At 74.9% G+C, this 25,625-nt stretch carries 23 protein-coding genes; 14 read left to right on the top strand and 9 right to left on the bottom strand.

Annotated features, from left to right (window positions below; genetic code table 11):
• Window positions 1-295 precede the first annotated feature (295 nt).
• Window positions 296-1,870 carry a GNAT family N-acyltransferase gene (locus MLV88_RS05665; RefSeq protein WP_243337012.1) on the top strand — a complete coding sequence of 525 codons (1,575 nt, stop codon included), beginning with the start codon at window positions 296-298 and terminating at the stop codon, window positions 1,868-1,870.
• On the top strand, window positions 1,867-2,433 hold the full coding sequence (locus tag MLV88_RS05660; RefSeq protein WP_242335059.1) for a methyltransferase: 567 nt from the start codon (window positions 1,867-1,869) through the stop codon (window positions 2,431-2,433). Before MLV88_RS05665 ends, MLV88_RS05660 begins: the two co-directional genes overlap by 4 nt.
• Window positions 2,434-2,451: 18 nt before the next feature.
• Here MLV88_RS05660 and MLV88_RS05655 read toward each other — a convergent pair whose 3' ends face one another.
• The 3 genes from MLV88_RS05655 to MLV88_RS05645 form a co-directional block, all read right to left on the bottom strand.
• Complete coding sequence (locus MLV88_RS05655; protein ID WP_242335062.1) at window positions 2,452-5,088, bottom strand: ATP-binding response regulator; 2,637 nt, start codon at window positions 5,086-5,088, stop codon at window positions 2,452-2,454.
• A 123-nt stretch (window positions 5,089-5,211) separates the two neighbouring features.
• Window positions 5,212-7,782: a PEP/pyruvate-binding domain-containing protein gene (locus tag MLV88_RS05650; protein WP_242354971.1), complete on the bottom strand. Its 2,571-nt coding sequence runs from the start codon at window positions 7,780-7,782 to the stop codon at window positions 5,212-5,214.
• Window positions 7,783-7,873: 91 nt separating this feature from the next.
• On the bottom strand, window positions 7,874-8,560 hold the full coding sequence (locus tag MLV88_RS05645; protein ID WP_242335069.1) for a DUF2059 domain-containing protein: 687 nt from the start codon (window positions 8,558-8,560) through the stop codon (window positions 7,874-7,876).
• Between the two features lie 198 nt (window positions 8,561-8,758).
• Between MLV88_RS05645 and MLV88_RS05640 the strand changes: the two genes are divergently transcribed.
• Window positions 8,759-9,199: a hypothetical protein gene (locus MLV88_RS05640; RefSeq protein ID WP_243337011.1), complete on the top strand. Its 441-nt coding sequence runs from the start codon at window positions 8,759-8,761 to the stop codon at window positions 9,197-9,199.
• Window positions 9,200-9,265: 66 nt separating this feature from the next.
• Here MLV88_RS05640 and MLV88_RS05635 read toward each other — a convergent pair whose 3' ends face one another.
• Window positions 9,266-10,207: a LysR family transcriptional regulator gene (locus tag MLV88_RS05635; RefSeq protein ID WP_243337010.1), complete on the bottom strand. Its 942-nt coding sequence runs from the start codon at window positions 10,205-10,207 to the stop codon at window positions 9,266-9,268.
• A gap of 495 nt (window positions 10,208-10,702) precedes the next feature.
• A complete protein-coding gene (locus MLV88_RS05630; protein ID WP_243337009.1) occupies window positions 10,703-10,930 on the bottom strand; it encodes a hypothetical protein in 228 nt (75 codons plus the stop codon).
• Between the two features lie 242 nt (window positions 10,931-11,172).
• On the opposite strand from MLV88_RS05630, the gene MLV88_RS05625 reads away from it, so the two are divergent.
• From MLV88_RS05625 to MLV88_RS05610, 4 genes are all read left to right on the top strand, one after another.
• A complete protein-coding gene (locus MLV88_RS05625; RefSeq protein ID WP_243337008.1) occupies window positions 11,173-12,933 on the top strand; it encodes an MASE1 domain-containing protein in 1,761 nt (586 codons plus the stop codon).
• Between the two features lie 164 nt (window positions 12,934-13,097).
• On the top strand, window positions 13,098-14,486 hold the full coding sequence (locus MLV88_RS05620) for a NapC/NirT family cytochrome c (protein ID WP_242335080.1): 1,389 nt from the start codon (window positions 13,098-13,100) through the stop codon (window positions 14,484-14,486).
• Entirely contained in the window at window positions 14,483-15,454 is a 972-nt protein-coding gene (locus MLV88_RS05615; RefSeq protein WP_242335084.1) for a patatin-like phospholipase family protein, read from the top strand. Before MLV88_RS05620 ends, MLV88_RS05615 begins: the two co-directional genes overlap by 4 nt.
• 34 nt (window positions 15,455-15,488) lie before the next feature.
• Window positions 15,489-15,770, top strand: coding sequence for a GIY-YIG nuclease family protein (locus MLV88_RS05610; RefSeq protein WP_242335087.1), 282 nt, complete (start codon window positions 15,489-15,491; stop codon window positions 15,768-15,770).
• A 78-nt stretch (window positions 15,771-15,848) separates the two neighbouring features.
• Here the strand turns inward: MLV88_RS05610 and MLV88_RS05605 are convergent, their stop codons facing one another.
• Entirely contained in the window at window positions 15,849-16,523 is a 675-nt protein-coding gene (locus MLV88_RS05605; RefSeq protein ID WP_242335090.1) for a site-specific DNA-methyltransferase, read from the bottom strand.
• A 145-nt stretch (window positions 16,524-16,668) separates the two neighbouring features.
• On the opposite strand from MLV88_RS05605, the gene MLV88_RS05600 reads away from it, so the two are divergent.
• Both MLV88_RS05600 and MLV88_RS05595 read left to right on the top strand, forming a co-directional pair.
• The gene (locus tag MLV88_RS05600) at window positions 16,669-17,061 is read left to right on the top strand and encodes a VOC family protein (protein WP_242335093.1); all 393 of its coding nucleotides are present in this window, start codon (window positions 16,669-16,671) and stop codon (window positions 17,059-17,061) included.
• A gap of 95 nt (window positions 17,062-17,156) precedes the next feature.
• Window positions 17,157-18,221: a DUF475 domain-containing protein gene (locus MLV88_RS05595; RefSeq protein WP_242335096.1), complete on the top strand. Its 1,065-nt coding sequence runs from the start codon at window positions 17,157-17,159 to the stop codon at window positions 18,219-18,221.
• 24 nt (window positions 18,222-18,245) lie between these two features.
• On the opposite strand, the gene MLV88_RS05590 is transcribed toward MLV88_RS05595, so the two are convergent.
• Window positions 18,246-18,392: a hypothetical protein gene (locus MLV88_RS05590; RefSeq protein WP_242335099.1), complete on the bottom strand. Its 147-nt coding sequence runs from the start codon at window positions 18,390-18,392 to the stop codon at window positions 18,246-18,248.
• Window positions 18,393-18,528: 136 nt separating this feature from the next.
• Here MLV88_RS05590 and MLV88_RS05585 point away from each other — a divergent pair, with 136 nt between their 5' ends.
• The 3 genes from MLV88_RS05585 (at window position 18,529) to MLV88_RS05575 (ending at window position 20,779) form a co-directional block, all read left to right on the top strand.
• The gene (locus MLV88_RS05585) at window positions 18,529-19,515 is read left to right on the top strand and encodes an aldo/keto reductase (RefSeq protein ID WP_242335100.1); all 987 of its coding nucleotides are present in this window, start codon (window positions 18,529-18,531) and stop codon (window positions 19,513-19,515) included.
• An 83-nt stretch (window positions 19,516-19,598) separates the two neighbouring features.
• Entirely contained in the window at window positions 19,599-20,078 is a 480-nt protein-coding gene (locus MLV88_RS05580; protein WP_243337006.1) for a YbhB/YbcL family Raf kinase inhibitor-like protein, read from the top strand.
• Window positions 20,075-20,779: an endonuclease V gene (locus tag MLV88_RS05575; protein WP_242335102.1), complete on the top strand. Its 705-nt coding sequence runs from the start codon at window positions 20,075-20,077 to the stop codon at window positions 20,777-20,779. Before MLV88_RS05580 ends, MLV88_RS05575 begins: the two co-directional genes overlap by 4 nt.
• A 23-nt stretch (window positions 20,780-20,802) precedes the next feature.
• Here MLV88_RS05575 and MLV88_RS05570 read toward each other — a convergent pair whose 3' ends face one another.
• On the bottom strand, window positions 20,803-21,528 hold the full coding sequence (locus tag MLV88_RS05570; RefSeq protein WP_242335103.1) for a hypothetical protein: 726 nt from the start codon (window positions 21,526-21,528) through the stop codon (window positions 20,803-20,805).
• A 212-nt stretch (window positions 21,529-21,740) separates the two neighbouring features.
• Here MLV88_RS05570 and MLV88_RS05565 point away from each other — a divergent pair, with 212 nt between their 5' ends.
• Window positions 21,741-22,181, top strand: coding sequence for an acyl-CoA thioesterase (locus MLV88_RS05565; RefSeq protein ID WP_242335104.1), 441 nt, complete (start codon window positions 21,741-21,743; stop codon window positions 22,179-22,181).
• 72 nt (window positions 22,182-22,253) lie between these two features.
• Here the strand turns inward: MLV88_RS05565 and MLV88_RS05560 are convergent, their stop codons facing one another.
• Window positions 22,254-24,791 carry a fibrinogen-related protein gene (locus tag MLV88_RS05560; RefSeq protein ID WP_242335105.1) on the bottom strand — a complete coding sequence of 846 codons (2,538 nt, stop codon included), beginning with the start codon at window positions 24,789-24,791 and terminating at the stop codon, window positions 22,254-22,256.
• Window positions 24,792-25,085: 294 nt separating this feature from the next.
• On the opposite strand from MLV88_RS05560, the gene MLV88_RS05555 reads away from it, so the two are divergent.
• Window positions 25,086-25,472 carry an ACT domain-containing protein gene (locus MLV88_RS05555; protein ID WP_242335106.1) on the top strand — a complete coding sequence of 129 codons (387 nt, stop codon included), beginning with the start codon at window positions 25,086-25,088 and terminating at the stop codon, window positions 25,470-25,472.
• Window positions 25,473-25,625: the final 153 nt, after the last annotated feature.

The raw sequence follows: 25,625 nt of genomic DNA, 5'->3' as shown, positions 1-25,625 counted from the left end.
GGCGCCGCGCGGAGGAGAGCATGCGCGGGCCCCGCCGTCGCGGGACGTGTTGGGCCTAGCGGGGGAGGCATTCCGGCGCCGTCCAAAGAGGCCCCGTGGTGAGCTCAACCCTCGAAATCGCGGGCGATTTCGCCCGAAATCGGCGCCCATCGGGACCGAAACGGCTTGATCGGCGTCAGGGTGGGTCGGCACCCGATACGGTACGTGAATGTGTACCCACCGGGGATGTGGTTCCTTCCTTCGTATGTCCCGCGGCCGCGGGAGTCGGGGACCCGGCACCAGGAGGCGAGCACCGATGCGAATCCCCACCTCGTCCGCCGACGCGAGCGCAAGGCCGGACGAAGACGCCGCTCCGCCGACGCGCGGGTTCGACGCGTCGGCCCCCGAGGGTTTGCAGGCGCGCGTCCACGCGCTCGGGCCGCGCGATCCGGTCCACGGGCCGGTGCTGCCCGGCGACGTGCGCCCCGGCGATCCGGTCTTCGCGCGGGTTCGCCTGGCGGGGACGCCCGGGCCCGGGTCGTCCGCGCAGGTCTGGCGCATGTCGCCCCTCGGCGTCGAGCTCGTGCGCTCCACCGCGCTCGCCGCGGTCTCGCCGGGCGACGCCCTCGATCTCACGCTGCGCGTGGGCGGGAGCGCGAGCACGTTCGGCGCGCTCCGCGTCGCGGCGGTCCGGATGGATCGCGGCCGCGCCATCGTCGCGCTGCGCTGGTCGGAGCCGGCCGGCGACGAGGGCGCGCCCGGCGAGAAGCGGTCGGCCTCGCGCTTCGCGTGCGAGCGCGACTGGCTCCCGACGGGCGTGACGCCGAACGCGGTCCGCTACGACGACCAGATCCACTTCCGCATCGTCGACATCTCGCGGACGGGCATGCAGCTCGTCACGAGCCTGCGGAACAAGTTCCTCATCCCGGGCGTCGAGTTCACCGGGAGCTGCACCTTCCCGACGATGGGCCAGGCGGAGATCGCGTTCCGCGTCGTGCGCGTGCGGGTCGCGCAGCACGGCGCGAAGCGCTGCCTCGCGCTCGGCGTGACGTGGTCGGTCCCGGATCCCCGCGCCCGCGAGCTCGTCGGGCAGTACCTCCTCCAGTTCGGGCCCGAGACGAGCGTGCAGGCGCTGCGCGAGACGGGTTTCCACGTCCGCTCGTCCAGCCGCGCGCTCGACTTCGGCGCGGTGCGGACCGAGGAGGAGTACCGGGAGGTGCTGGCGCTCCGGCGGCTCGCCTACCTGCGCGCCGGCAAGGCCGGGCCGGAGGTGCGGGACGAGGACATGGCCGACGCGCTCGACGCGCGCTCGCGCATCCTCGTCGCGAAGTACCGCGGCCGCATCGTGGCCTGCGTCCGGCTGCTCTTCCCGCCCACCCCGGACTCGCCGCTCAAGCACGAGGACTACCTGGCCCTGCCGCCGGGCACGCCCCCGCGCGACGAGATCGTGGAGCTCTCGAAGTTCTGCACGCACCCGGAGTTCCGCGGGAGCGACCTCTTCTACACGCTCGTGAAGCACTGCGCGCTCACCACGCTGCAGTCGGGCCGGCGCTTCGCGGTCATGAGCTGCACCGACGAGCTCGTGAAGCCCTACGGGCGCGTGGGGTTCCGCAAGCTCGGCGCGTCCTACGTCCACCCCGGGATGAAGCTCGAGCACCACCTCATGATGGCGGAGGTCGCGCGGGTGGTCTCGGGCAAGCACGTGAACCCGGTGATCTGGAACCTCATGGGCGGATGGGAGCTCTGGTCGTTCGCGCGCCTGTGCGGCGTCGCGCCCGCGAGCAGGCTGCTCGACGCGCGCGTCGCGCTCTGGCGGCTGTTCGGGCCCGCCGCGCGCGCCGCGCTGGCGCTGCACCTCAGGCGCAAGGGCGCGCGCGGGTGGCGCCGATGAGCGGTGACCTGCGCCTCGTCGCGCTCGGCGCGCTCGGCGCGCTGGCGTTCGTGTTCCTCGGCGGCGTGCGCCGCGTGTTCCGGCGCCCCGAGGGACCGCACCGCTACCGCGCCTCGCTCGTGTCCGGCCTCGTCCTCGGGAGCGAGGCCGCCGTGATCGCGCTGACGCCGGTGCCGCCCGCGCGGCTCGCCGCCGCGCTCGTCCTCCTCGCCCTGTCGCTCGGGCTGTTCCTGTGGGCGGCGCGGGTCAACCGGGAGCGGCCGCTGCTCCTCGCCTTCGCGGCGCACGTGCCGGAGCACCTCCAGACGCGCGGCCCCTACCTCCTCGTGCGACACCCGTTCTACGCGAGCTACCTGCTCGCCTTCGCGGGCGGCCTCGCGGCGGCCGGCACGGCGTGGCTCCTGCCGCTCGTCGGGCTGGGGGTGCTCACGTACTGGCGGGCCGCGGTGCGCGAGGAGCGGGGGTTCGCCGCGAGCCCGCTCGCGGGAGCGCACCGGGAGTACGCCGCCCGGGTGGGGATGTTCGTGCCGCGGCTCTCCGTCCTCCTCGGCCGCGGTGGCTGAGCGCCCCGGCGTGGAGCGTCAGCTCGCGCCGCCGCCGAGCAGGTTCCGGCTCGCGAGCTCGCGGAGGCCGGACGGGAACGCGGGGAACTGCGGCGCGGCGTCCTCGTACAGGCGCAGGAAGGCCTGCACGCACTCCGGATCGAACTGCGAGCCGCTGCAGCGCAGGATCTCCTCCACCGCCAGCCGGTGCGCGATCCCGGCGCGGTACGGGCGATCGCTCGTCATCGCGTCGTAGGTGTCGCACACCGCGAGCACGCGCGAGAGCGTCGGGATCTGCATCCCCGCGAGCTCGTCCGGGTAGCCCGCGCCGTCGAAGCGCTCGTGGTGGTGGAGGATCGCGCGCGCGACGCCGTCGAGCTCCTTCACCGCCGAGACGATGCGCCAGCCCAGCTGCGCGTGGCGCTTGAAGATCGCGTACTCCTCGGGCGTGACCTTGCCGGGCTTCACGAGCACGGCCTCGGGGGTGCCGATCTTCCCGAGGTCGTGGAGGATCCCGGCGATGCGGATCGTCTCGCACTCCGCCTCGGAGAGCCCGAGCTCGCGGGCGACGCGCTCGGCGAGCAGCGACACGCGGCGCGAGTGGCCGTGGGTGTACGGGTCCTTCGCCTCCACCGCGAGCGCGAACGCCTCCATCGTCTCGAGGAACACCTGGCGCTTGGAGAGGACGAGGTCGAAGTTGAGCTTGGCGAGGTACTCGTTCTTCTCCGCCAGCTCGACGGCGAGCTTGCGCTTGTCGAGCAGCGAGCGGATGCGCGCGCGCAGCTCCGCCACGCTGAAGGGCTTCGCGAGGTAGTCGTCCGCGCCCTCGCGCAGGTTCTCGATCTTGCTCTCCAGGTCGGCCTTGGCGGTCACGAGGATGACCGGCACGTGGCGCAGGCGGGCGTCGCGGCGCAGCTCGCGCAGGAGGTCGGTGCCGGAGCGGCCCGGCATCATCACGTCGCTCACCACCAGCGCGGGCGGCTCGATGGCGGCGGCGCGCAGCGCCTCGTCCGCGCGCTCGGCGCTCCGCACGCGGAACTCGTCCGCGAGCTGGCGCGCCACGAAGTCGAGCAGCTCGCGGTTGTCGTCCACCACCAGGACGAGCGGCTTCGTGCCGCTCGTGGCGCGCGTGACGGGGGAGGGGGTGGGCCGGGCCGGGCGAGGCGGCGGCCGGGCGGCCTCGAGGTGCAGCGCCACGGCGGCGGGCTGCGCGGGGCGGCGGCGGTCCACCGGCACGGGCTGATGGTCCTGGCGCCGGTCGAGCCGCTCGGCGGGATAGGCGGAGCGGTCCAGCGGCAGCTCGAGCGTGAAGCAGGAGCCCTCGCCGACGCGGCTCCGCACGGCCACGGAGCCCATGTGGAACTCGGCGAGCTGCCGCACCAGCGCGAGGCCGATGCCGGTCCCGCCGCGGCCGCGCGAGGCCGGGCCCCGCACCTGGTGGAACCGGTCGAACACGCGCTCGATCTGGTCGTCGGGGATCCCGATCCCCGTGTCCTCGACGGAGCAGAAGAAGCGATCCTCCCGGACGCCGCAGCGCACCGTGACCGCGCCGGGGCGGGCCTCGGACCCGTCGGTGAAGCGGATCGCGTTCGAGAGGAGGTTCAGGACGATCTTCTCGAGCTTGTCGCGGTCCACCGGCAGCGGCGGCACCGGTCCGTCGACGGCGAGGGCGAGCGAGACGTGCCGCTGCGCCGCGAGCGGCCGGCCGCTCTCGACGAGCGAGCCGAGGAGCTCGACCACGTCCAGGTCCTCGAGCCGGAGGAACTCGTGCTTCGCGTCCAGGCGCGAGAGGTCGAGGAGCGTGTTGATCTGCCGGAGCAGCCGCTGCGCGTTGCGCAGCATGAGCTCGAGATCGGCGCGCACCTCAGCGGAGAGGTCGCGCGCGTCGGACAGCATCGCCTCGAGCGGCGCGATGATGAGGGTGAGCGGCGTGCGCAGGTCGTGCGAGACGTTCGTGAAGAAGTTGGTCTTCACGCGGTCGAGCTCGACCTGGGTGGCGAGGAGCTGCTGCTGGGTCTGCCGCTCGCGCCGCGAGGTGAGGAAGGCGCGGACGTCGGTGGTCATGCGCGCCCGGAACAGGAGGACGAGGCCGACCGCCAGCGTGACGACGCTGAAGAGCCGCGCGGGGTGGACGTCCGTGTGGCGCCACGCGATGGCCCACTGGGCGGCGAAGATCGAGGCGAGCGTGGCGACGGCCGTCGGCGCGGACTGGCGGAGGAGGAGCACCCCCACCACCCCGAAGACGAACGCGTACAGGTACGAGACGCTGGGGAGCCACACCACCGTCAGGGCCTGCAGGCAGCTCACGGTGAACGTGAGCACGACGAGCGGCGCGCGCGCCCAGAGGCCGCGCTGCAGCCTCGGCAGGAACGTCGCGGCGAGCAGCAGCGCGTAGACGGCTGAGCTGCCGAAGCGGTACGTGGCCCAGCGCGAGGCGGGCGTGAGCTCGAGCGGGAGGTCGACGAGGAAGTGGTGCAGGACCTGGCCGACGATGGAGCTCACGAGCGCGATGCGCGCGGAGAGGACGATGAGCCGGTCCTCGTGCCCCCGCCACTGCGCGCGCCAGGGCGTGCCGTCGAGCAGGACCTCGGGGAAGAGCGCCGCGAGGACCCGCCTGCGATCGAGCCGGGGGCGGCGCCGCGCGGGCGGCTCGGGGGATGTCGATGGCTCGCTCAAGCGATCTCGCGCCGCCGCCGCCGCGCCAGGTGCGCCGACGGTCGATGGTTGCGCGGAGTGTAGTGGATCTCGGCCCGTCCGTAGAAGCCGGCGCCCGGCGCGGCGGCGTCCCACGACGCGGCGTCATTCCTGGGCGCGGAGGTAGCACATCACCTCCTGCCGGACGCAGTCGGCGTGCAGCCAGAGCGCGCGCCCATCCTCGGGTAGGGGGAAGTCGACCACCCGCACCACGTGCGCCAGGCGCGCGTCGTCGGGCGAGAGCTGCGCGAGGCGGTTCGGCGCCGCCCGCAGGCGCGCCTCGTCGAGCGCGTGGCCGGGGTGGGTGGGATAGAGTGCGACGTACAGCATCCCCGACTCCACGAGATCGTTGAAGAAGTGGGAGCCGAGCGAGACGTCGGGGATGACGTCGCCGAGCCGCATGATCTCGCCGAGCGCGGCGACCCGGCGGATCTCCGCGAACGAGACGGGAACGCCGAGTGAAGGCGTCGTCGTGCCCCACCGGCCGGGCCCGAGGAGGAGCACGCGGCGCGCCGCGTCGCCGGCGCGCGTCACCCGGCCGACCACCCGCGCGACCTCGTAGCGGTCCTGCGTCGCGAGCGTCGCGTACGCGTCCGGGTCGACGAACACGACGCGATCCACGCGCGCGCTCGTGCTCTGGCCGACGACCGGCCCGCGGCTCGCCGCGACGACGGCGTCGGCCGCGAGCCCCTCGGGCGGGGGCGGAACGATCCCGCCCTCCTTCACCTGGAGGGGCCGGCACTGGACGAGGTTCAGCCGGAAGTCGCCGCCGGTGAGGAAGTTCGCGGTGAACTCGACGTCCACCGGGTAGCGGTACGCCTCGCGCAGCGCGGCGAGGAGCGTGCGCACCTCGTCCACGAGCGGGGTCGCCCAGAGGAGCTTCTCGAACGTGAGGACCCAGCCGCCGCCCGGCCCGCGGCGGCGGGTGGCGAACAGGTCGACGGGCAGGAGCGGGCTCTCCGCGACGACCTCGTCGATGGGCGCCGAGGTGAAGCGGTTCGCCTCGAGGTCGAGGACGTCCACCCGGCGCTGGGCGTACTCGGTGGCCTCGTCGAGGCTCGTCTCCGGGCGGAGCTGCGGCGCGTTCAGCGCGACGATGCGCGTGTAGTCGTCGTCGGAGCGGTCCACCGCGCGCGTCCCCATGCCGAAGACGAGGCGCATCACCCCGGCGTCCGGGTCGATGGCGTGGTTCCAGACGTACGGGTTGTACGAGAGCGCGACCCCGGCCGCCTGCGGGTAGAAGAAGCGGCCGTGGACGGCGCCGGACACCCGCTGCACGAGGATCGCCATCCGCTCGTCGCGGTCGAGGAGCCCGCGATCGTCGCGGTAGTGGAGGGCGGCGTCGCTCATCGCGCTCGCGTAGACGGTCCGCACCGCGGCGAGGAGCGCCTCGAGCCGCTCCTCCGGCGCGCCCTGGTTCGGGCAGAACACGCTCTCGTACTTGCCCGTGAAGGCGTTCCCGAAGCCGTCCTCGAGGAGGCTGCTCGAGCGCACGATGATGGGCGACTGGCCGTAGTAGTCGAGCATCGAGACGCACTGCTGGACGACGGCGGCGGGGAACGTCCCCGCGAGCAGGCGCGCGCGCGCCTCGGCCGCGCCCGCGAGCAGCGAGGCGCGGCTCCGCTGGTCGCGCCGCGCCCGCCAAGCGCCGTTCCGGACGAGGTACGTGTAGAACACGTCCGAGCCGATGAACCAGGAGTCGTGCGGCTCGAAGCGATGCCGCCACGCCGGATCGGTGCTCTCCAGCACCGCCCGCGCGAGCAGCATCCCCGAGGCCTTGCCGCCCACGAGCCCCGTCCCGATCATGCGGCGGCGGATCGCGAGCAGCGCGTTGAGGTCGAGGTACCGCTCGGCGAGCTCGGCGAGGCGGGGGTCGTGCGTGAGCATCATCCGCACGAGGGCGCGGAACGCGGCCTGCTCGTCCTGCCACGGCCGCGACCCCGCTCGCACCGCCTCCTGGAGCTCGCGCGCCTCGAGGAAGCGCCGGTCCCAGACGTCGAGGCGCGCGGCGGGGTCGAGCCGCCCCTCGGACGCGCCGGCGAGCGCCTCGGCGAGCACCGCGCTCTCGGTGAGCGGACGGAAGGCGTCGTCCTCCCAGACGTGCGGCAGGTACATCGTGGGCGAGTGGCGTCCGTCCACCTTGAGCGGGTGGACGTAGCGCGTCCGGCCCTGGCGGAAGACGTCGACGAGGAGCTGCGTCGTGTCCCGGATCGCCTGCACCGCCTCGAGCGAGTGGCCGTCGCGCACGACCGCGAAGTACGCGATCGTGTCGAGCTCGAAGAGGTACGGGCAGGTGACGGTGAAGAAGTTCCCGAGCATCAGGTCGCTGCACCAGCCGGCCGCGAGCTCCGAGAGGCAGTCGAAGACGTGGCAGGCGCCGCGCCCCGCGCGCTCGATCGCCTCGTGGATGCCGGCGGTGAAGCTCTCGAACCCCATGGCGGGATCGAGCTCGTGGAGCAGGACCCCGTCGGCCGCGTCGGCGAGGGCGGGGTGGCGCGCGAAGCGGTGGTAGACGACCCGCCGGCCCGCGGCCCGGGCCGCCTCGACGAAGGGGGCCACGAGCGGCGGGTAGTCGTCGAGGGTCTCGACCTGCCAGACGACGTTGTCGCCCGGGCGCAGGTCGCGGAGCACGGCGTCGAGGCCGGGCAACCCGGTGCTGGGCGCGGGGGCGGTCATGACACGCTCCTCGTCGCGCCGTGGCCGGCGGGCTCTCGCCTCCCCGCGAGAGCCCGCCGCAGAAGCTCGCGGCGGCGGCTCCGCCGCGGGGTCACTTCGCCGGCTTGGCCGGCGGCGTCGCGGGGGTCGCGGGGGTCGCGGCCTGGGGCGCGGGCGCCGCTCCGCCGTGGCCGGGGGGCATCGCGCCGTGCGGGCTCGTCTTCGCGCCGGCGGGCCCCTTCACCTTGCCCGCGAGCCGCTCCATGATCTCGGGCATCTTGGCCTGGACCCGCTGCTGCGTCTGCATGGCGATCTTCTGCGAGACGGTGGGCATCACCTCGAGCGACTTCTGGCCGGTCGGCGTCTTGTAGAAGGCGAGGAGATCCTTCAGCTCCGGCTCGGTGTAGCCCGCGGAGAGCTCCTTCGCGTGCAGGTCGAGCAGCGCGTCGTAGGGGAGCGCCGCCTCGAGCTCGGACCGGACCTGCTTGTCGAAGTCCTTCGGGTACTCGAGCTTGGCGCCCGGGTGCATCTGCATCTGGGCCTGGACGTTCTTGGAGAGCGCACCGAGCCCCGCCTCCCAGGTCTTCTTCGGCATGAGGACGCGGGCGAGCTCGCCGGCGCTGGGCTTCAGCTCGACGGGCTTGGCGGCCTCGGGCTTGGGGGCGGCCGGCTTCGCCGCCTCGGGCTTGGCGGCCGGCTTGGCCGCCTCCGGCTTCGCCGCGGGGGCGGGCGCTGCGAGCGCCGGGGCGGCGAGGGTGGAGAGCACGGCTGCGACGGCGAGACGGCGAGCAAGGGACATTCAGGGCTCCGGGTTCGAATGGGCGGAAAACGTTAGTAGCACGCGAGGGGTGCAACCGCGACCCACTTGGTTCGGCTCCCGCCGCGCTCCGCACATGAGCGCCGAGACACCGACCGCGGTGCCTTTGCTGCGGTCGCTCGCTGCGTAGGATGGCGGGCGATCGGCCGCCCTGCGGCCATGAACCGCAGGAGCCTCTCCATGACCGTCCGCCGCGCCCTCGTCGCCTCCCTCGCCGTCGCCGCCGCCCTCGCCTGGGCGCGCCCGGCCGACGCCTCCGTCGCCCTCGGGCTCGGAGCGGACTACCTGCTCGACCCGGAGATCGGCGAGTTCCAGCTCACGCTCGGCGTCGCGACGCCGCTCGCCCGGCACCTCTCCGTCGGCGCGCGCTTCGGTGCGATGCTCCTCTCCGAGCCGTCGCGGGTCGGCGTCCCGCTCGACGTGAAGCTGGGCGTGCGGATGGACCGCCTGTACGTCGAGGGGCTCGCCGGGCCGTGGATCGTGTTCGACGACGACGACGCCCTCAAGCTCCACGCCGCGGTCGGCTTCGGCCTCGTGGCGCGGGCGGTGTCGTTCGGGCTCGAGGTCGGCTACCTCGACCCGACGGCGATGATCGGCGTGCGGCTCGCGTTCCCGCTCTGATGCATGATCGAGCCCGTCGCGAGGACCGGTGGCGTCGCCGAGGCGGTTGCCGCGCGGTGAGGCCGGTCAGGGCCCGCACAGCGCGGGCCGCGCCGCGGCGACGAGCGCGTCGACCCAGTCGATGACCGCGCGCACGCGCGGCGTGCGGCGGAGATCGCCGTGCACGAGCAGCCACAGCTCGTGGTGCGGCGGCTCGGGCGCGTCCAGCCGGACGAGGCCGGCGTCGCCCTCGGCCACGAAGCAGGGCAGGACCGCGACGCCGATCCCGATCCGCACCGCGGCGTGGAGCGAGGCGGTGCTGTTGCACCGGAACACGATGTGGCGCTGCGGCGCGACGCGCGCGAGCCAGCGCTCCTGGGGGGAGCTCGCGAGCGAGTCGTCGAGGCCGAGGAACGGATCCCCCGCGAGATCGACCTCGCCGCGCCGGGCCGCCGGGGACGCACGCCCGGCGTAGAGCCCGTAGGCGACGTCGGACAGCTTGCGCGTGACGAGCCCCGCGTCGGGCGGCCGGCCCATCCGCAGCGCGAGGTCCGCCTCGCGGCGGCTCAGGTCGAAGGTGCGCTGATCGGCGGCGATCTCGAGGAGGAGCGCGGGGTGCCGCTCGCGCAGGGAGGGGAGCGCCGGGACGAGCAGGTGCGCCGAGAGGTGCATCGCCGTCGTGAGGCGCACGGTCCCCGCGATGGCGCGGTCGCGCGCGTCCACGTGCCGGGCGAGCGCGAGCACGTCCTCCTCGATCCGGGAGGCGAGGGCGGCCAGCTCGTCCCCGGCCGCCGTCCGCATCCAGCCCTGAGGGCCGCGCTCGAAGAGCGGGAGCTTCAGCTCCTCCTCGAGCGCCGCGACCCGGCGCGCCACGGTGTTGCGGTCCACCGCGAGGCGCTGCGCCGCGCGCGAGAGGCTGCCGGAGCGGGAGAGCTCGAGGAAGAACCGCAGGTTGCCCCAGTCGAGCCGGCCCGCGCGTTCGTGCGCGGGGGCGGTGCTCGGCTGCGCGTTCAGCGGTGCCCTCGCCATCGCTAGACCTCTCCTCGAACGTACCGCGCGGCGCGCGCGGATCCCGAAAAGGAGTGCACGATGACGTCGCCTGCCGGAAGCCGTATTTCACCGCCCACGTGGGTCCCCGGCGCGTGGGCCCCGGGGCGCCGTGCCGCTACCCCCGAGCCGCCTCGCCGCCGCACCCGACGCGCGATCGAACGCGCCGCGGGTCGCGCGACGCTCGCGGCGGCGCGGCGGGCGGCCAGCGCCGTGACGCCCGACGCGGTCGCGGCGGTGGTGCTGCTCGTGGGTTGGGTGGCGCTCTGGGTCCTCTTCCTGCTCGGGATCGTCGAGCCGGCCTCGACGCTGCGGCTCGTGCGCTGACCCGGGACGGGCCGAAAGGGCGAGCGGGCGGTCCGACCGAGGCCGGACCGCCCGCGTGCCCGCTCCGCGCTCGTGCTTCGACAGGCTCGCCGCGCGGATCGAGGACCGCTCGCCCTCAGGCCATCGAAGGGCGAGCGGTGGGCGGAGAGCTCAGCGCTCGAGGTCCTCCGGCAGATCGCCGGCGCTGCGCCTCTTCCCCTCCTCCTCGGCACGCCGGAACTCGTCCGGTCGCTCGGCGACCTCCCGCGCCGCCCGCTCCGCCTCCTCCTCGACGTGGCCCTTGCGCAGGTGCTCTCGCACGCCTTCGCGGTAGTGCCGGTCCGCCTCCCTGCTGCCCTCGCCCTCCACCGCCTGGCCGGGTCGAACCTTCTCGTCCATGTCGTCCCTCCCTCGTGTCGCTCCCAAAGCTGCCGACGCGATCGGGGCCGGACAACGCGCGGCGCTCGCGTCCGCGCGGTGTGCGACTCCGGGTGGCGCTCGTCCGCCCGGTCCGTGCGCAGCCTCGGGCTAAGGCTTCGACCGTACCGTGGGCACGGGAGGCGTCGCGGCTCGCGCCCGCGCCCTCGCGCCGTTAGGAACCGCGCTCCCCGCGCCGAGCGCCACCGCGAGCCCGAGCGAGCATGCCCCGAGTTCCCCTGCCGTCCGTCCGCGCCGTCGTCGGTCCGTTCGCCCTCCTCGCAGGGTATTTCCTCGCCGCGCGCCTCGGCTCCGCCTTCAACGTCGGCGCCGAGTCGATCGCTGCGTTCTGGGTGCCGAACACGCTCGCGCTCGTGGCGCTGCTCCGCTCGCCCCGGCGCCGGTGGGCGGCCCTCCTCGCGGCGGTCGTCCTGGCGGAGCTCGCGTCCGACCTCGTCATGGGATTCCCGTCCTCGACCGCGGCCGGGTTCGCGGCGGCGAACGCGGTCGAGGTGGTCGTCGCCGCGTGGCTCTTGCGGCGCGCCGGCTGCCCGGCCTCCACCGTCACGATCGGTGTCGCGGCGCGCTTCGCGGTGTTCGCGGTGCTCCTCGCGCCCGCGGTCGCGGCGCTCCCCGGGGCGGCGGCGGCGGTCGCCGCCGGCTCCGCCTACGGCACTGCGTGGGGCCGCTGGTTCCTGGGGGACGCGCTCGCGCACCTCACGCTCACCCCCACGATCCTGCTCTGGCTCGCGCGGCGCCCCTGGCGCTCGCCGGGGAGCCCCCGCCGCGTCGCCGAGGCGCTCGCGCTCTGCGCCGGGCTCGCCGTCGCGGTCGCCTTCGCGTTCTGGCACCATGCCGGCGAGAGCGCGTGGCCCGGCGCGCTCTACCTGCCGCTCCCGCTGCTCCTCTGGGCCGCGATCCGCTTCGGCACGCTCGGCGCGAGCACCGCGGTCTCCGCGGTCGCGCTGCTCGCGCTCGCCGCGACGCGCCACGGGCTCGGGCCGTTCACCGGCGCCTCGCCGGCCCACAACGTCCTCGCGCTCCAGCTCTTCCTCGTCGCGACGGCGCTGCCGCTCCTCGCGCTCTCCGTCCTCGACGAGGACCGGCGGCGCGGCGAGGCGCGGCTGCGTGAGGCGCGGGACGCGCTCGAGGAGACGGTCGCGGAGCGCACCGCCGAGCTCGACCGCCAGGTGGCAGCGCTCCGGGAGGGCGAGGCGAAGCTCCGTGAGGCGCATGAGGTGGCGGAGCAGGCGCGCCGCGCCGCCGACGACGCGAACCGGGCCAAGTCGGACTTCCTCGCCCGGATGAGCCACGACGTCCGCACGCCGCTCAACGCCATCCTCGGCCGGGCGTGGCTGCTCGAGCGCGACGCGAGCTCAGGGCCGCGGGCGCTCGGGCACGCCGCCGTCATCCGGCGGAGCGGCGCGCACGTCCTGGACCTCGTGCAGGATCTGCTGGAGCTGTCGCGCATCGAGGCGGGGCGCCTGGAGCTGCGGCTCGGGACGACGCACCTCCACGAGCTCGCCAGCACGACCGGGGAGCTCGTCCGGCTGGAGGCGGACGAGAAGGGGCTCGACCTCAAGGTGGACGTCGGCGCAGGGCTGCCGACCTACGTCCTCGCGGACGAGGTGCGGCTCCGGCAGGTGCTGCTCAACCTGCTGGGGAACGCGGTCAAGTTCACCGCGCGGGGCGAGGTCGCGCTCGAGGTCCGCGCGGCGGGGTCCGCCGTCTCGTTCGCCGTCAGCGACACCGGGGCCGGCATCGCAGCGGAGGAGCTCGAGGGCGTGTTCCAGCCGTTCCGCCAGGGGGCCTCCGCGCGCAGCGCCCGGGCCGGCGTCGGCCTCGGGCTCGCGATCAGCCGCCAGCTCGTGGCGCTCATGGGCGGCGAGCTGCGCGTCGAGAGCGAGGTGGGCGTCGGGAGCCGGTTCTGGTTCGAGCTCGGGCTCGAGGCCGCGGAAACGCCGGTCCTCCGCACGTCCGCCTGAGGCCGCCGAGACCTGCTGCGGTGCATGCTACTGCCCGCGGCAGCCTGCCATCCCGTCGCACCCGCCGGGTCCTCCCCACCGGAGCCGCCATCGCGCGACCAGCGCCGGCGGCCGCGGACGCATGATGGCGGCGGCGTCGCCGGACACGCCGCCGGGGAGGGGAGATGAGGCGCCTGTTCGCGGATCTCACGCGCAGTCCGCTCGGGCTCGCGGGCGCGATCGCCGCCACCGTCGCGGGCATCCTCGTCGTGACCCTGCTCGCGCTCGGGCTGGTCGGGTATCACGGCGGCCCCTACCTCGGGATCCTGGCGTTCGTGATCCTGCCGGGGGTCTTCGTCGTCGGGCTCCTCCTCATCCCCCTCGGCGACTGGCTCGCGCGGCGCCGCCGCGCCGGAGGCGGCGAGGAGCCGGCGCTGCCGGTGGTCGACCTCAACCACCCCGCGACCCGCAGGCGCGTCCTCTTCATCGCCGCGCTGACGGTGGTGAACGTGGTCATCGTCGCGCTCGCGACGTTCGGGGCGGTCGAGGTGATGGACTCGCCGGCGTTCTGCGGGTCGTGCCACAGCGTGATGGATCCGGAGTTCACCGCGTACCAGCGCTCGAACCACGCGCGCGTCGCGTGCGTGGAATGCCACATCGGGCCCGGTGCGCCCTGGTTCGTGAAGTCGAAGCTGTCCGGCGCGTGGCAGCTCGTGTCGGTGACCTTCGACCTGTACGAGCGCCCGATCCCGGTGCCGGTCCACGACCTCCGCCCGGCGCGGGACACGTGCGAGCGCTGCCACTGGCCGACCCGGTTCGTCGGCGACCGGCTGCGCGTGCGCACCTCGCACGCGGACGACGCGGCGAGCACACCGCGGCGGACGGTGCTCGTCGTGCACGTCGGCGGCGGAGAGCAGGGCGGCGGCGGCGTCCACTGGCACGTCCGCCCCGGCGTGCAGGTGCGCTACCAGGCGGATCCTTCCCGGAGCAGGATCGGGGCGGTGGAGCTCACGCTCGCCGATGGCACGCGGCGCACCTTCCGCGCGCCCGAGCCGGTGGAGGGCGCCGGCGGGGAGTGGCGGACGATGGACTGCGTCGACTGTCACAACCGGCCGACGCACGTGTTCGGCACCCCGGAGCGCGAGGTGGACGCCGCCATCGTCGCGGGACGGATCGATCGCGCGTTGCCGTTCGTCCGGCGCGAGGGGGTGCGGCTCGTGCGAGAGGAGCACCCGTCCCACGAGGCCGCGCGCGCCGCGATCCGGGACGGGTTGCGCGCCTTCTACGCCCGGGAGCATCCGGACGTCGCCCGCTCCCGGAGCGACGCGATCGAGGCGGCCGCGGCGGCGCTCGGCGACGTGTACGCCACGAACGTCTGGCCCAGCATGCGCATCGGGTGGGGGACGTACCCCTCGTTCGTCGGGCACGAGGAGGCCCCGGGCTGCTTCCGCTGCCACGACGAGGCGCACGCGGCCGAGGACGGCCGGACGATCTCCCAGGACTGCGATCTCTGCCACCGGGTGCTCGCGGAGGGCGAGGTCGATCCACCCGTGCTGAAGGAGCTCGGGCGGTGAGCGCCCGGTCGAGCGGGGCGCGCCGCCGTCGCCTCTCCGCGCCGCGGCTCGCCCCCCGCGCGCTCGCCGTGCTCCTCACGCTCGTCGCCTGCCGCACCGCGGCGCCGCCGCTGCCCGACGTGCCGCCCGCGCCGTTCGACGACCAGCCGCCACGGGTGGCGCTCGTCCTCGGAGGCGGGGGCGCCCGCGGCTTCGCCCACGTGGGCGTGATCCGCGTGCTCGAGGACGCCCGGGTGCCCATCGAGCTCATCGTCGGGACGAGCGTCGGGAGCCTCGTGGGCGCCGTCTACGCGGCTCAGCCCAACAGCTACGCCCTCGAGCGGATGGCGCGCAGCCTCGACCGACACGACTTCTTCGACTTCTCCCTTGCGCCGGCGCTGTTCGGCGAGGGGCTCGCGACGGGGGACCGGCTCGAGCGGTTCGTGCGCGACCACGTCCACGCGCGGAGGTTCGAGGCCCTGCGCGTCCCGGTCGCGGCGGTCGCGACCGATCTCGACACCGGCGATCGAGTGGTGCTCCACGAGGGGGACGTTGCGCGCGCGGTGCGCGCGTCGTGCGCGATCCCGGGCGTGCTCGAGCCCGTCCGGCTCGGCGGGCGCGTGCTGGTGGACGGCGGCGTCGTCCGGAACCTGCCCGTGGACGTCGCGCGGCAGCTGGGCGCGGACGTGGTCATCGCGGTGGACCTCGCCGCGCTCGAGCCGAAGGCGACCCCCAGGAACTTCGTCGAGGTGATCTTCCGGGTCGTGAACCTCGTGTCGCGCGCCGAGGCCGAGGAGCTCCGGGGGATCGCAGACGTGACGATCCAGCCCGCCGTGGAGGACGTGGGCTTCGTCGACTTCGACCGCAAGGACGCGGCGATCAGGGCGGGCATGGAGGCGGCCCGCGCGGCGCTGCCCCGGATCCGCGAGGTGCTCGCGGCGTGGCCCCGCCCCGCCCCGGCGGCGAGCGCGGGCACCCCGGGCGGCTGACGCGGGCTCCGGCTCGTGCTAGGGGCTTTCGTCGATGCCCCGCCGCGCCCCGACCTGGCACGTCTACGTCCTCCGCTGCGGCGACGGCTCGCTCTACACCGGCGCGACGAACGACGTCGCGCGCCGCCTGGCGAGGCACGCCGCGGGGGAGGGCGCCCGCTACACGCGCGCGCGCCTGCCGGTGGTGCTCGTGTACTCGGAGCGGGCCGGGGATCGGTCGGCGGCGCTCCGCCGCGAGGCCGCCCTGAAGCGGCTCACGCGCGCAGAGAAGCTGGCGCTCGTGGCGGCGAGGCCGCGCCGCGGGCGCGCTCGATAGGCACGGCGGGTTCCTGCGCGCGACGCCCGGGGGCGTGGCGGGGGGCCGCGCGGCTCGCGGAGGCAGGCGGCGACGAGGTCACGCGGCGGGCAGGGCGAGCGCCCGCGCCCGCTCCGCGCGCTGCCGCGAGAGCTCGACGCCGATCGCGTCGAGGCCGTGCGCGTTCGCCACCGCGAGCATCGACCCGAGGCCGCAGAACGGGTCCACCACCGCCCGGCAGCGGGTGTGGGCGCGGAGGAACCGCGCGGCCGCGGCGCACGCCTCGAGCGGCATCGCCCGCGCCCAGGTCATCGCGCCCGGGACGGGGAGGACGTCCGGCGACGACCGGCCCGGCAGGAGCCGCAGGCCCCGGCTCACGCAGAGGAGGTGAGCGTAGGCGGGGCGGCCGAAGGTGGTCGTCCCGGGCGGCACGCGGCACACGATCTTGTGCCAGAGGAGCCCGCTCCCGGCGCGCTCGGCCGCGAGCTGCACGAGGAACGCCTTGTCCACCCAGCGCCCGTCCCGCTTCACGTCGGTCTGGTAGAAGATCGCGACCGCCTCGTCCGCGACCGCCCGGCAGGCGCGCTCCGCCGCGTGGACGAACCAGCCCCGCCAGCCCTCGGGCCCGAGCGCGGGCAGCTCGGACGCGTCCGGCAGGGAGGTGACGATCGCGTGGTCCGCCGGGAGCGAGGCCGCCTCGAGCCAGGCGACCCCGTCGCCCGCGTGGACGGTGCGGCGCGGCGCGAGGGGCGGGCGCGTGGGATCGTCGGGCATGCGCGGGGGACGATAACCCGGGGCCGGGGTCCGCGGGCCGGGAGCGAGCGGCGCCCCGGCCCGGCGCCGGGGTCATGGAGCGGAGCGGGCCGCGCGAGGGAGCGGAGGCGGGTGACATTCGCCGCGCCGCGGAGATACTGCGGTCATGGCCGCCCGCTGGACGCACGTGGTCGTCAAGGTCGCGGAGCTCGAGCGCTCGATCGCCTTCTACCGCCGGTTCTGCGGCCTGGAGGTGGTCCGGGACGGCCGGCCGGACGGGCACACCGTGTGGCTCGCGCCGGCCGCGCGCCCCGAGGGCACGCCCGCGTTCGTGCTCGTGCTCTACCTGACGCGCGTGGACTTCCGGCTCGACCACCTCGGGTTCCAGTGCGACGCGCGCGCCGAGGTGGACCGCATCGCCGCGGAGGGCGCGCGGCTCGGCATCCTCGCCGAGCCGCCGTTCGACGGGGGCGGTGACATCGGGTACGTCACGATGGTCCGCGATCCCGACGGTCACCTCGTCGAGTTCACGTTCGGGCAGCCCATCCGCGGGCTGTGACGGCGCGGCGGCGCCCGCCGCCGTCCGTTGCCAGCCGGCCCGCCGAGCGGCATGATGCGCCCCGTCGCGCCGCCGGCCGCGCGGCTCCTCCCGCGATGGCCAACTCCCGCTCCGAGACCCTCCGCTTCTTCTCAGGCTCGCTCGTCTTCACCGCCGTCTCGCTCCTCGCGGGCGCGGCGCTCGGCGTCTACTACCACGGGACGGTCGCCGGGGTGCTCGGGACGGTGTTCATCGTGGCGGTCCTCGGCGTGCTCGAGACGTCGCTCTCCTTCGACAACGCGGTGGTGAACGCCACGGTGCTCCGGGACATGACGCCGGTCTGGCGCCACCGCTTCCTCACCTGGGGCATCGCCATCGCGGTGTTCGGGATGCGGCTCGTGTTCCCGCTCCTCGTGGTGAGCGTCGTCGCGCGCGTCGGGCCGCAGGAGGCGCTGCGCCTCGCGGCCCTCGATCCCACCGAGTACGCCCGGATCCTGACGAGCGCGCACACCGTGCTGGGCGCGTTCGGCGGCGCGTTCCTCGGCATGGTCTGCCTCGGGTACTTCTTCGACGAGGAGAAGGAGATCCACTGGCTGCGGGGGCTCGAGATCGGGCTCGCGAAGCTCGGCAAGGTCGACGCCGCCGAGCTCGGCCTCATGCTGCTCGTCATCTACGGGTTCTCGCGGTTCGTCCCGGCCGGCGAGCACGAGGCGTTCCTCGTCGCCGGGATCTTCGGGATCGTCACGTTCATCGCCGTGGACGGGATCGGCACGGCGATGGAGGTCGGCGAGGAGGCGATGCGAAACGTCCACCGGGCGAGCGCGGCGAGCTTCCTCTACCTCGAGGTGCTCGACGCGAGCTTCAGCTTCGACGGCGTCATCGGCGCGTTCGCGCTCACGAACAACCTCTTCATCATCGCCATCGGCCTCGGCATCGGGGCCATGTTCGTCCGGAGCCTGACGGTGATGCTCGTCGAGCACGGCACGCTCGCGTCGTACCGCTACCTCGAGCACGGCGCGTTCTACGCCATCGGCGCGCTCGCGCTGCTCATGTTCATGGGCACCGCCATGCACGTGCCGGAGGCGTTCACCGGGCTCGTCGGGGCGGCGTTCATCGGGCTCTCGCTCTGGTCGTCGATCCGCTTCAACCGGCGCTACCAGGCGGCGCGGCCGGTCCGCTGACGGCGACCGCGGGCCCCAGGCGGCTCACTCGATGGGCTTCTCCCGCTCGTCCTTGCGCCGGTCGAGCATCCCCCAGCCCCACTTCTCGCTCCACAGCCCGGGGCCCGTCAGCAGCACGCCGAGGAGCGTGAGCACGAGCGCGCCGATCACCGCGATGGGGTCGATGTCCATCCTGCCTCCGGGTCCTTCGCCGGAGTGATAAGGAACCGGCGCGCCTGCCGCACGTCCCCCGACCGCCGGCGCTGCGACACGACGGCGGTTGCGCGCGGCGGGCGACGGGAGCACCACTCCACGTCGGAGGTGGGCAATGCAGAAGCGCAGGCTCGGGAAGCAGGGGCTCTCGGTGTCGGCGATGGGCCTCGGCTGCATGGGGATGAGCGAGTTCTACGGCCCAGGCGACGAGGCGGAGTCGATCGCCACGATCCACCGGGCGCTCGAGCTCGGGGTCGACTTCCTCGACACCGCCGACATGTACGGCCCCTTCAAGAACGAGGAGCTCGTCGGGCGGGCGATCCGCGACCGGCGCGATCGCGTGGTGCTCGCGACGAAGTTCGGGAACGAGCGGCGCGCGGACGGGACCTGGGTCGGCGTGAACGGCAAGCCGGACTACGTGCGCAGCGCGTGCGACGCGTCGCTGCGGCGGCTGGGGGTGGACGTCATCGACCTCTACTACCAGCACCGCGTCGACCCGACGGTGCCCATCGAGGACACCGTGGGCGCGATGGCGGAGCTCGTGCGCGCCGGCAAGGTGCGCTACCTCGGCCTCTCCGAGGCCGCGCCGGCGACGATCCGGCGGGCGCACGCCGTCCACCCGATCAGCGCCCTCCAGTCCGAGTACTCGCTCTGGAGCCGCGACCCGGAGGACGAGATCCTCCCGACCGTGCGCGCGCTCGGGATCGGCTTCGTGGCCTACAGCCCCCTCGGCCGCGGCTTCCTCTCGGGTCGGTTCCGCTCGCCCGCCGACCTCCCCGAGGGCGACTACCGGCGGAACGCGCCGCGCTTCCAGGGGGAGAACTTCGCGAAGAACCTCGAGCTCGTGGAGCACGTCCGCAAGCTCGCCGAGGGCCGCGGGGTGACCCCGTCGCAGCTCGCGCTCGCCTGGGTCCTCGCGCGCGGCGAGGACCTCGTGCCCATCCCGGGCACCAAGCGGCGCAAGTACCTCGAGGAGAACGTCGCCGCCGCCTCGATCCGGCTCACGCCGGAGGAGCTCGCGCGCATCGATCGGATCGCGCCGAAGGGGGCCGCCGCCGGTGAGCGCTACCCGGAGGCGGGGATGAAGACGGTCAACCTGTGACGCCCGGGGCGCGGGTGCGCCGAGGGGTGCTCGTGGCCGCGGCGACGGAGTCGATCACCGCGGCGGGAGAGAGGGGAGGCGCCATGGCGATGTCGATCCGCTCCACCGCGTTCGAGGACGGAGGCGAGATCCCGCTCGTCCACACGTGCGAGGGCAAGGACACCTCGCCCGCGCTCGCGTGGTCGGGGATCCCGGCCGGCGCGAAGAGCCTCGCGCTCATCGTGGACGATCCGGACGCGCCGGACCCGAAGGCGCCCAAGATGACCTACGTGCACTGGGTGCTCTACGGGCTCGCGCCGGACGCGAAGGGCCTCCCGGAGGCCGCCCAGGCGAAGGCGCTGCCGGCGGGCGCGCGCGAGGGGACGAACGACTGGAAGCGGACCGGCTACGGCGGCCCGTGCCCGCCCATCGGGCGGCACCGCTACTTCTTCAAGCTGTATGCGCTCGACACCGCGCTGCCGGATCTCGGACACCCGACGAAGGCGAAGCTCGAGGCGGCGATGAAGGGGCACGTCCTCGAGGAGGCGCGGCTCATGGGGACGTACCAGAAGAAGAAGCCTTGAGCACCGCCTCGCCGCCGGCCTGGCCGCGCACGCGGGCGGAGCTCGAGGCGGCACAGGCGTCGCTCGGTCGGACGCGCCCGCCGCCGTGGCGGTGGGAGGGCGAGCGGCTCCGCGTCGCCGGCTGCGCCCTCGTCGCGGGGCGCGGGAGGACGGGAGGCGAGGGCGAGGACGGGTTCGCCGCCGCTGCGCTCGTGGAGGTGGGCGCCGGGGCGCCGTGCGTGCTCGTGTACGGGGACGCGAGCGGTCCTCTCGGCGCCGGGTTCGAGAGCGGGCTGCTCGCGCTGCGCGAGGGGCCGCTCCTCGCCGCGGCCGTCGCCGCCCTGCCCGAGCCCCCGGACGTGCTCCTCGTCCACGCGGCCGGGCGCGATCACCCGCGCGGCGCGGGGCTCGCCGTCATGCTGGGCGCGATCCTCGACGTGCCCTCGATCGGCGTGACGCAGAGACCGCTCGTCGCGGCGGGACCACCGCCGGAGGACCGCGCCGGCGCGCGGGCTCCGCTCGCACGCGACGGCGAGGAGCTCGCGTGCTGGCTGCGGATCCGCCGAGGCGTCCGGCCGATCGTGGCGCACGCGGCGTGGCGGACGACGCCCGACGTCGCGGCGGGCCTCGTCCTGGCGACGACGCTGGGCACCCTCATGCCCGAGCCGCTCCGGCGCGCGCGCGAGCGAGCCCGCGCCCTGCGGGACGGGCGCGCCGCGTGAACGGGCAGCGCCGCGCACCAGGATCAGCGCACGATCTCGCGCACGATCCCGTCCATCTGCTTCGGCACGAGGCCCGCGTCGTTCAGCACGCGGCCCCAGGTCGCCTGGCCACTCCGGACCTTCTGCACGAGCGGCACGGCCGGGGAGCCGAGCTTCCTCGAGAGGACGGTGGCGAGGATCGTCTCCTCCGTGGACGCGCCCGCCTGCCGCACCGCGCGCACGGCCTCCGCGCTCGCGCCGGCACGGCGGACGAGCACGTCGTCCACGGCGATCCCGGCGAGCTCTCGATCCGGCGCGCCGCGCGCGAGCGCGGCCGCGAACGGGCCGTCGAGCCCCTTCGCGCCCGCGAGCGCCGGCTTCCAGGCGCCCTTCGCGCCCTTCGCCTCGAGCAGCGCGCCCGCATCGCCGCCGGATCGCGCCGCGGCGAAGTGCGCGATCCACAGGTCCTCGGGCGCGGTCCCGGTCATCACCGCCTGGACGAGGCTCGCCTTGCCGGGACCGAACGCCGCGGAGAGGAGCGAGCTGCGCGTCGTCGCGAGGATGTACGGGTCGGCTGCGGCCGGGCGCTCGAGCTCGAAGGTGCGATCGCGGAAGCAGTGGCAGCCTGCCGTCGATTTCGTCCCGGCCCCCGGGGCCGCCTCTCCGCTGGCCGCCGTCTCCGCGCCCGGCTTCATGAGGTACGACTGCGCGAGCGCGGGCCCGGCCAGGGCGAGGGCGGCGACGAGGAGCGAACACCTGATGGGGATCATGCGCGCGGCAGCCTACCCGGGGAGCGGGGGCCAGGACAACGCGGCGGCGGTCAGCGCCGCCGGGCGGACGGGCAGGCGCACGCGCAGCGGGCGGGGAGGGTTTGCCGTCACGCGCGCGCCATACCTCGGCAGAGCTCCCGTCTCACGCGCGGCGCTGCCGCCGGCGACGGTCGTCCTCGCCCGCGCGGGCGCTTTCGCGGTACGGGTGGGCGATGGCCCGCGTCGAGATCGCGCTCCCGGACACGTTCCTCTTCCGCACCGAGCTCCCCGTCCGCATCGGCGACGTGAACTACGGCGGCCACCTCGGCAACGACGCCGTCCTCTCCATCGCGCACGAGGCGCGCGTCCGCTTCCTCGCGGCCCACGGCTTCACGGAGCTCGACGTGGCGGGCGCCGGGATCATCATGGTCGACGCGGCCATCGTGTACCGGGCCGAGGGCCGGTACGGCATGACGCTCGCGGTCGAGCTCGCCGCGGACGACGTCCGGACGCGCGGCTGCGATCTCCTGTACCGGATCGCGGACGTCGCGACGGGGCAGGAGATCGCGCGGGTGAAGACCGGGATCGTCTTCTTCGACTACGCGGCGCGCCGGGTCGTGACGATGCCCGCGGCGTTCCGCGAGGTGGTCGGCGCGCCCGCCCACCGAGCGTGAGGGGCGCGCCCGCCACCGCGCGCGGCCAGAGCGCCCGGGGCGGCAGGGCGCCGTCCCGGACGCTGCTCGCCGTCAGCGCACCCACCACGTCCAGTGCTGCGTCGCCGGCGCCGCCGTCGTCCCCGAGAACGCCGCCCCGTCCTCCACGCGGAACGGATCGTGCGAGTAGCAGCCGTTCGGGTCGTACCAGAACCCGACGCCGCCGTTCGCGGCGACGCACGCGTCGGCCGGGCCGGCCGGGCTGCCCGGCGCGGCGAACGGCATCCCGCGATCGCGCAGGAAGCAGCTCGTGGTGGACTGCGGCCCGCACAGCGCCTCGGCGACCGCGAGCGCGTTCTGGCCGGCGATGGCGTAGTCCGCGGCCAGCCTCGCCTTGCGGAGCCGCGCGACCTGCGTGACGCCGTCCGCGGAGAAGCGCAGGTACGCGTTCCGGAGGAGGGTGAGGCGGCGCAGCTCCTCGAGCGGGAACACGTACTGGTCCGAGAGCACCTTCGGCGCGACCACCGGGCTCCCCACGCCGGACGTGAGCCAGTCCGAGTAGGACTGCGTGTAGGCGAGGCTCGCCGGATACTCCGCCCCGCGCGTGGAGCGGAGGACCAGCGTCCAGCCGCCGCCGAGCGTGCGCATGTCGCAGTAGGCGGTGAGCGCGGAGGTCCCGTTCGGCGCGATGGGGTACGTGCCGGTGGGGAACTTGAGCCCGGTGCGCTTCAGCGCGACGCAGCTCGAGGCGGAGCACTTGCCGGCCACGCACGCGCCGGCGTTGCAGTCGGCGGGGGTCGTGCAGGTCCGGCCCAGCGGACACTGCGGGCAGGTCCCGCCGCAGTCCACGTCGCTCTCGCTCCCGTTCTTCACGGCGTCCGTGCAGGCCGGCGCGCGGCACACGCCGCTCACGCAGACCCGCGAGGCGCAGTCCGACGCGGTGGCGCAGGCCCGGCTCGCGCCGCAGTCCGGGCACGTGCCGCCGCAGTCCACGTCGCTCTCGCTCCCGTTCTTCGTCCCGTCGGCGCAGGTCGCCGGCGTGCAGACGCCGCCCGTGCAGACGCTCGACGCGCAGTCGCTCCCGATCCCGCAGCCGCCGCCGTCTCCGCACGGAGCGCAATCCGGGCCGCCGCAGTCGAGGCCGGTCTCGCCCGGATCGGGCTGGCCGTTCGTGCAGGTCGGGGCGACGCACACGCCGCTCGCGCAGACTCCGGAGGCGCAGTCCGCGTCGCTCGCGCAGCCCTCGCGGTTCGCGCAGGCGGCGCAGGTACCGCCGCCGCAGTCCTTGCCGGTCTCCGCCCCGTTCTTCACGCCGTCCGTGCAGGTCGGGGGCTGGCAGACGTTCCCGGTGCACACGCCGGACGCGCAGTCAGGGCCGGCGTTGCAGGGCCCGCCGTCCGCGCACCCGGCGCAGGAGCCGCCGCAGTCCACGCCGGTCTCGAACCCGTTCCTCACCTGATCGGCGCAGGTCGGGGCCTGGCAGGCGCCGTCCGCGCAGATGCCGGAGGTGCAGTCCGTGCCGGTCGCGCACTGGTAGCCCGTCGTGCAGGCATTGCAGGTCGGTCCGCCGCAGTCCACGTCCGTCTCGGCGCCGTTCTTCACGCCGTCGCTGCAGGTCGGGGCCTGGCAGGCGTTGCCGGCGCAGACGCCGGAGGAGCAGTCCTCGGGGGTGATGCAGGCCCCGCCGTCGCCGCAAGGAGCACACGACCCGCCGCAGTCGACGTCCGTCTCGTCGCCGTCCAGCCGCCCGTTCCCGCAGAACTGCGGGTAGCAGACGCCGGCGATGCACTTCCCCGAGGCGCAGTCGGCGGGAGCCCCGCAGGAGAACCCGTCGACGCAGCCCGCGCACGCGCTGCCGCCGCAGTCCACGTCGCTCTCGTCGCCGTTCTTCACGAGGTCCGTGCAGGACGGCGCCTGGCACGCGCCGCCGGTGCACACCTGCGAGGCGCAGTCGGCCGGGACGCCGCAGGCCTGCCCCGCGCCGCACGGCGGGCAGGTGCCGCCGCAGTCGGTGCCGGTCTCGTCCCCGTTCAGCTTCCCGTCGGTGCAGCTCGGAGCCACGCAGATGCCGCCGGCGCAGGTGCCCGAGGCGCAGTCGGCACCGCTGCCGCACCCGCCGCCGTTCGGGCACGAGGCGCAGGTGGGCCCGCCGCAGTCGGTGCCGGTCTCGTCACCGTTCCTCACCAGATCGCCGCAGGTCGGCGCGGCGCACGCGCCGGACACGCACACGCCGGACGCGCAGTCCCCCGCGCCCTCGCAGCCCGCGCCGTCCGGGCAGGGCGCGCAGGCGCCGCCGCAGTCCACGTCGGACTCGGCGCCGTTGGTCACGCCGTCCGAGCAGGTCGGCGCGGCGCACGCGCCGCCCGAGCAGACGCCGGAGTCGCAGTCGCCCGGCACGGTGCAGGCGCCGCCGCTCGGGCACGGCGCGCAGGCGCCGCCGCAGTCCACGTCGGACTCGCCGCCGTCGCGCACGCCGTCCGTGCAGGAGGGTGGGCTGCACACCTCCCGCACGCAGAGGTTCGGCGCGGAGCAGGTCTCGCTGCAGGGCTTCGGGTCATTCCTCGGGCTCGAGCTGGAACAGGCCGCGACGAGCGCGGCGAGCATCAGGCCGGCGAGCGATCTCGACTGCATGCTTCCCCCAATGTCCCGGCACACGGCCGGCGAAGGCTGGATGGCTCGGAAGGTAGGCAGCGGTGCAGGCGGGCGCCTGTCGCCCGTCCGACGGACCCGCACCGGGGGTGGACCCCCGGCCCGTGTCCGGCCGGCGAGTGACTCACGGTGACTGTGGCGAGCGATCTACCGCGAACGCCCGACCCTCCATGGGGAGGGTCTCCGCGAGGGCGGCGCGCACGAAGAGTCGCACCCTCTGCGTGAGCTTGCCCCGAGCGGCGCAGCGCGCTGCGATGTCGGGTCGGGAGGAAGACGATGCCGAGAGCGAAGGAGCTGAAGATCCGCGTGCCCAGCCGGCCGGGCATGCTGGGAGAGATCGCCGCCGCGCTGGGCGAGAAGCAGGTGAACCTGCGCGCGGTGAACGCCTGGGTCGAGGGGAACGAGGGCGTCGTGCGGATGGTGGTGGACCGCGCGGCCGCTGCGAAGCGCGTGCTCGCGAAGCGCGGCTGGCCGGCCGAGGAGCAGGAGGTCCTGGAGCTCGAGCTGCCCGACAAGCCGGGCGCCCTCGGACGCGCGGCGACCGCGATCGGCAAGGCCGGCGTGGACATCACCCACGTGTTCATCGGGACGGCGCCCGCCCGGAAGACCACCGTCTTCTTCGGCGTCACCGATCTCAAGACTGCGCTGAAAGCAGTCCGATAAACGGGGGACTGCGTCCCCCGCCCCGCCGAGCGAAGCTCGTCGGGGCCCCACCCCGGCTCGCCGGGTCCCGTGCGACGCCGCGAGCGGCTTCGCCGCGTCCGCGGCGGCGCCCCGGCGGGGGGGGGGGGGGGGGCCGGGGGGGGCGAGGGGGGG

The organism is Anaeromyxobacter soli, from assembly GCF_022808855.1.
Lineage (GTDB): Bacteria > Myxococcota > Myxococcia > Myxococcales > Anaeromyxobacteraceae > Anaeromyxobacter > Anaeromyxobacter soli.
Note: the sequence above shows the minus strand (reverse complement) of the source record. Positions and strands in the feature narration are given on the sequence as shown.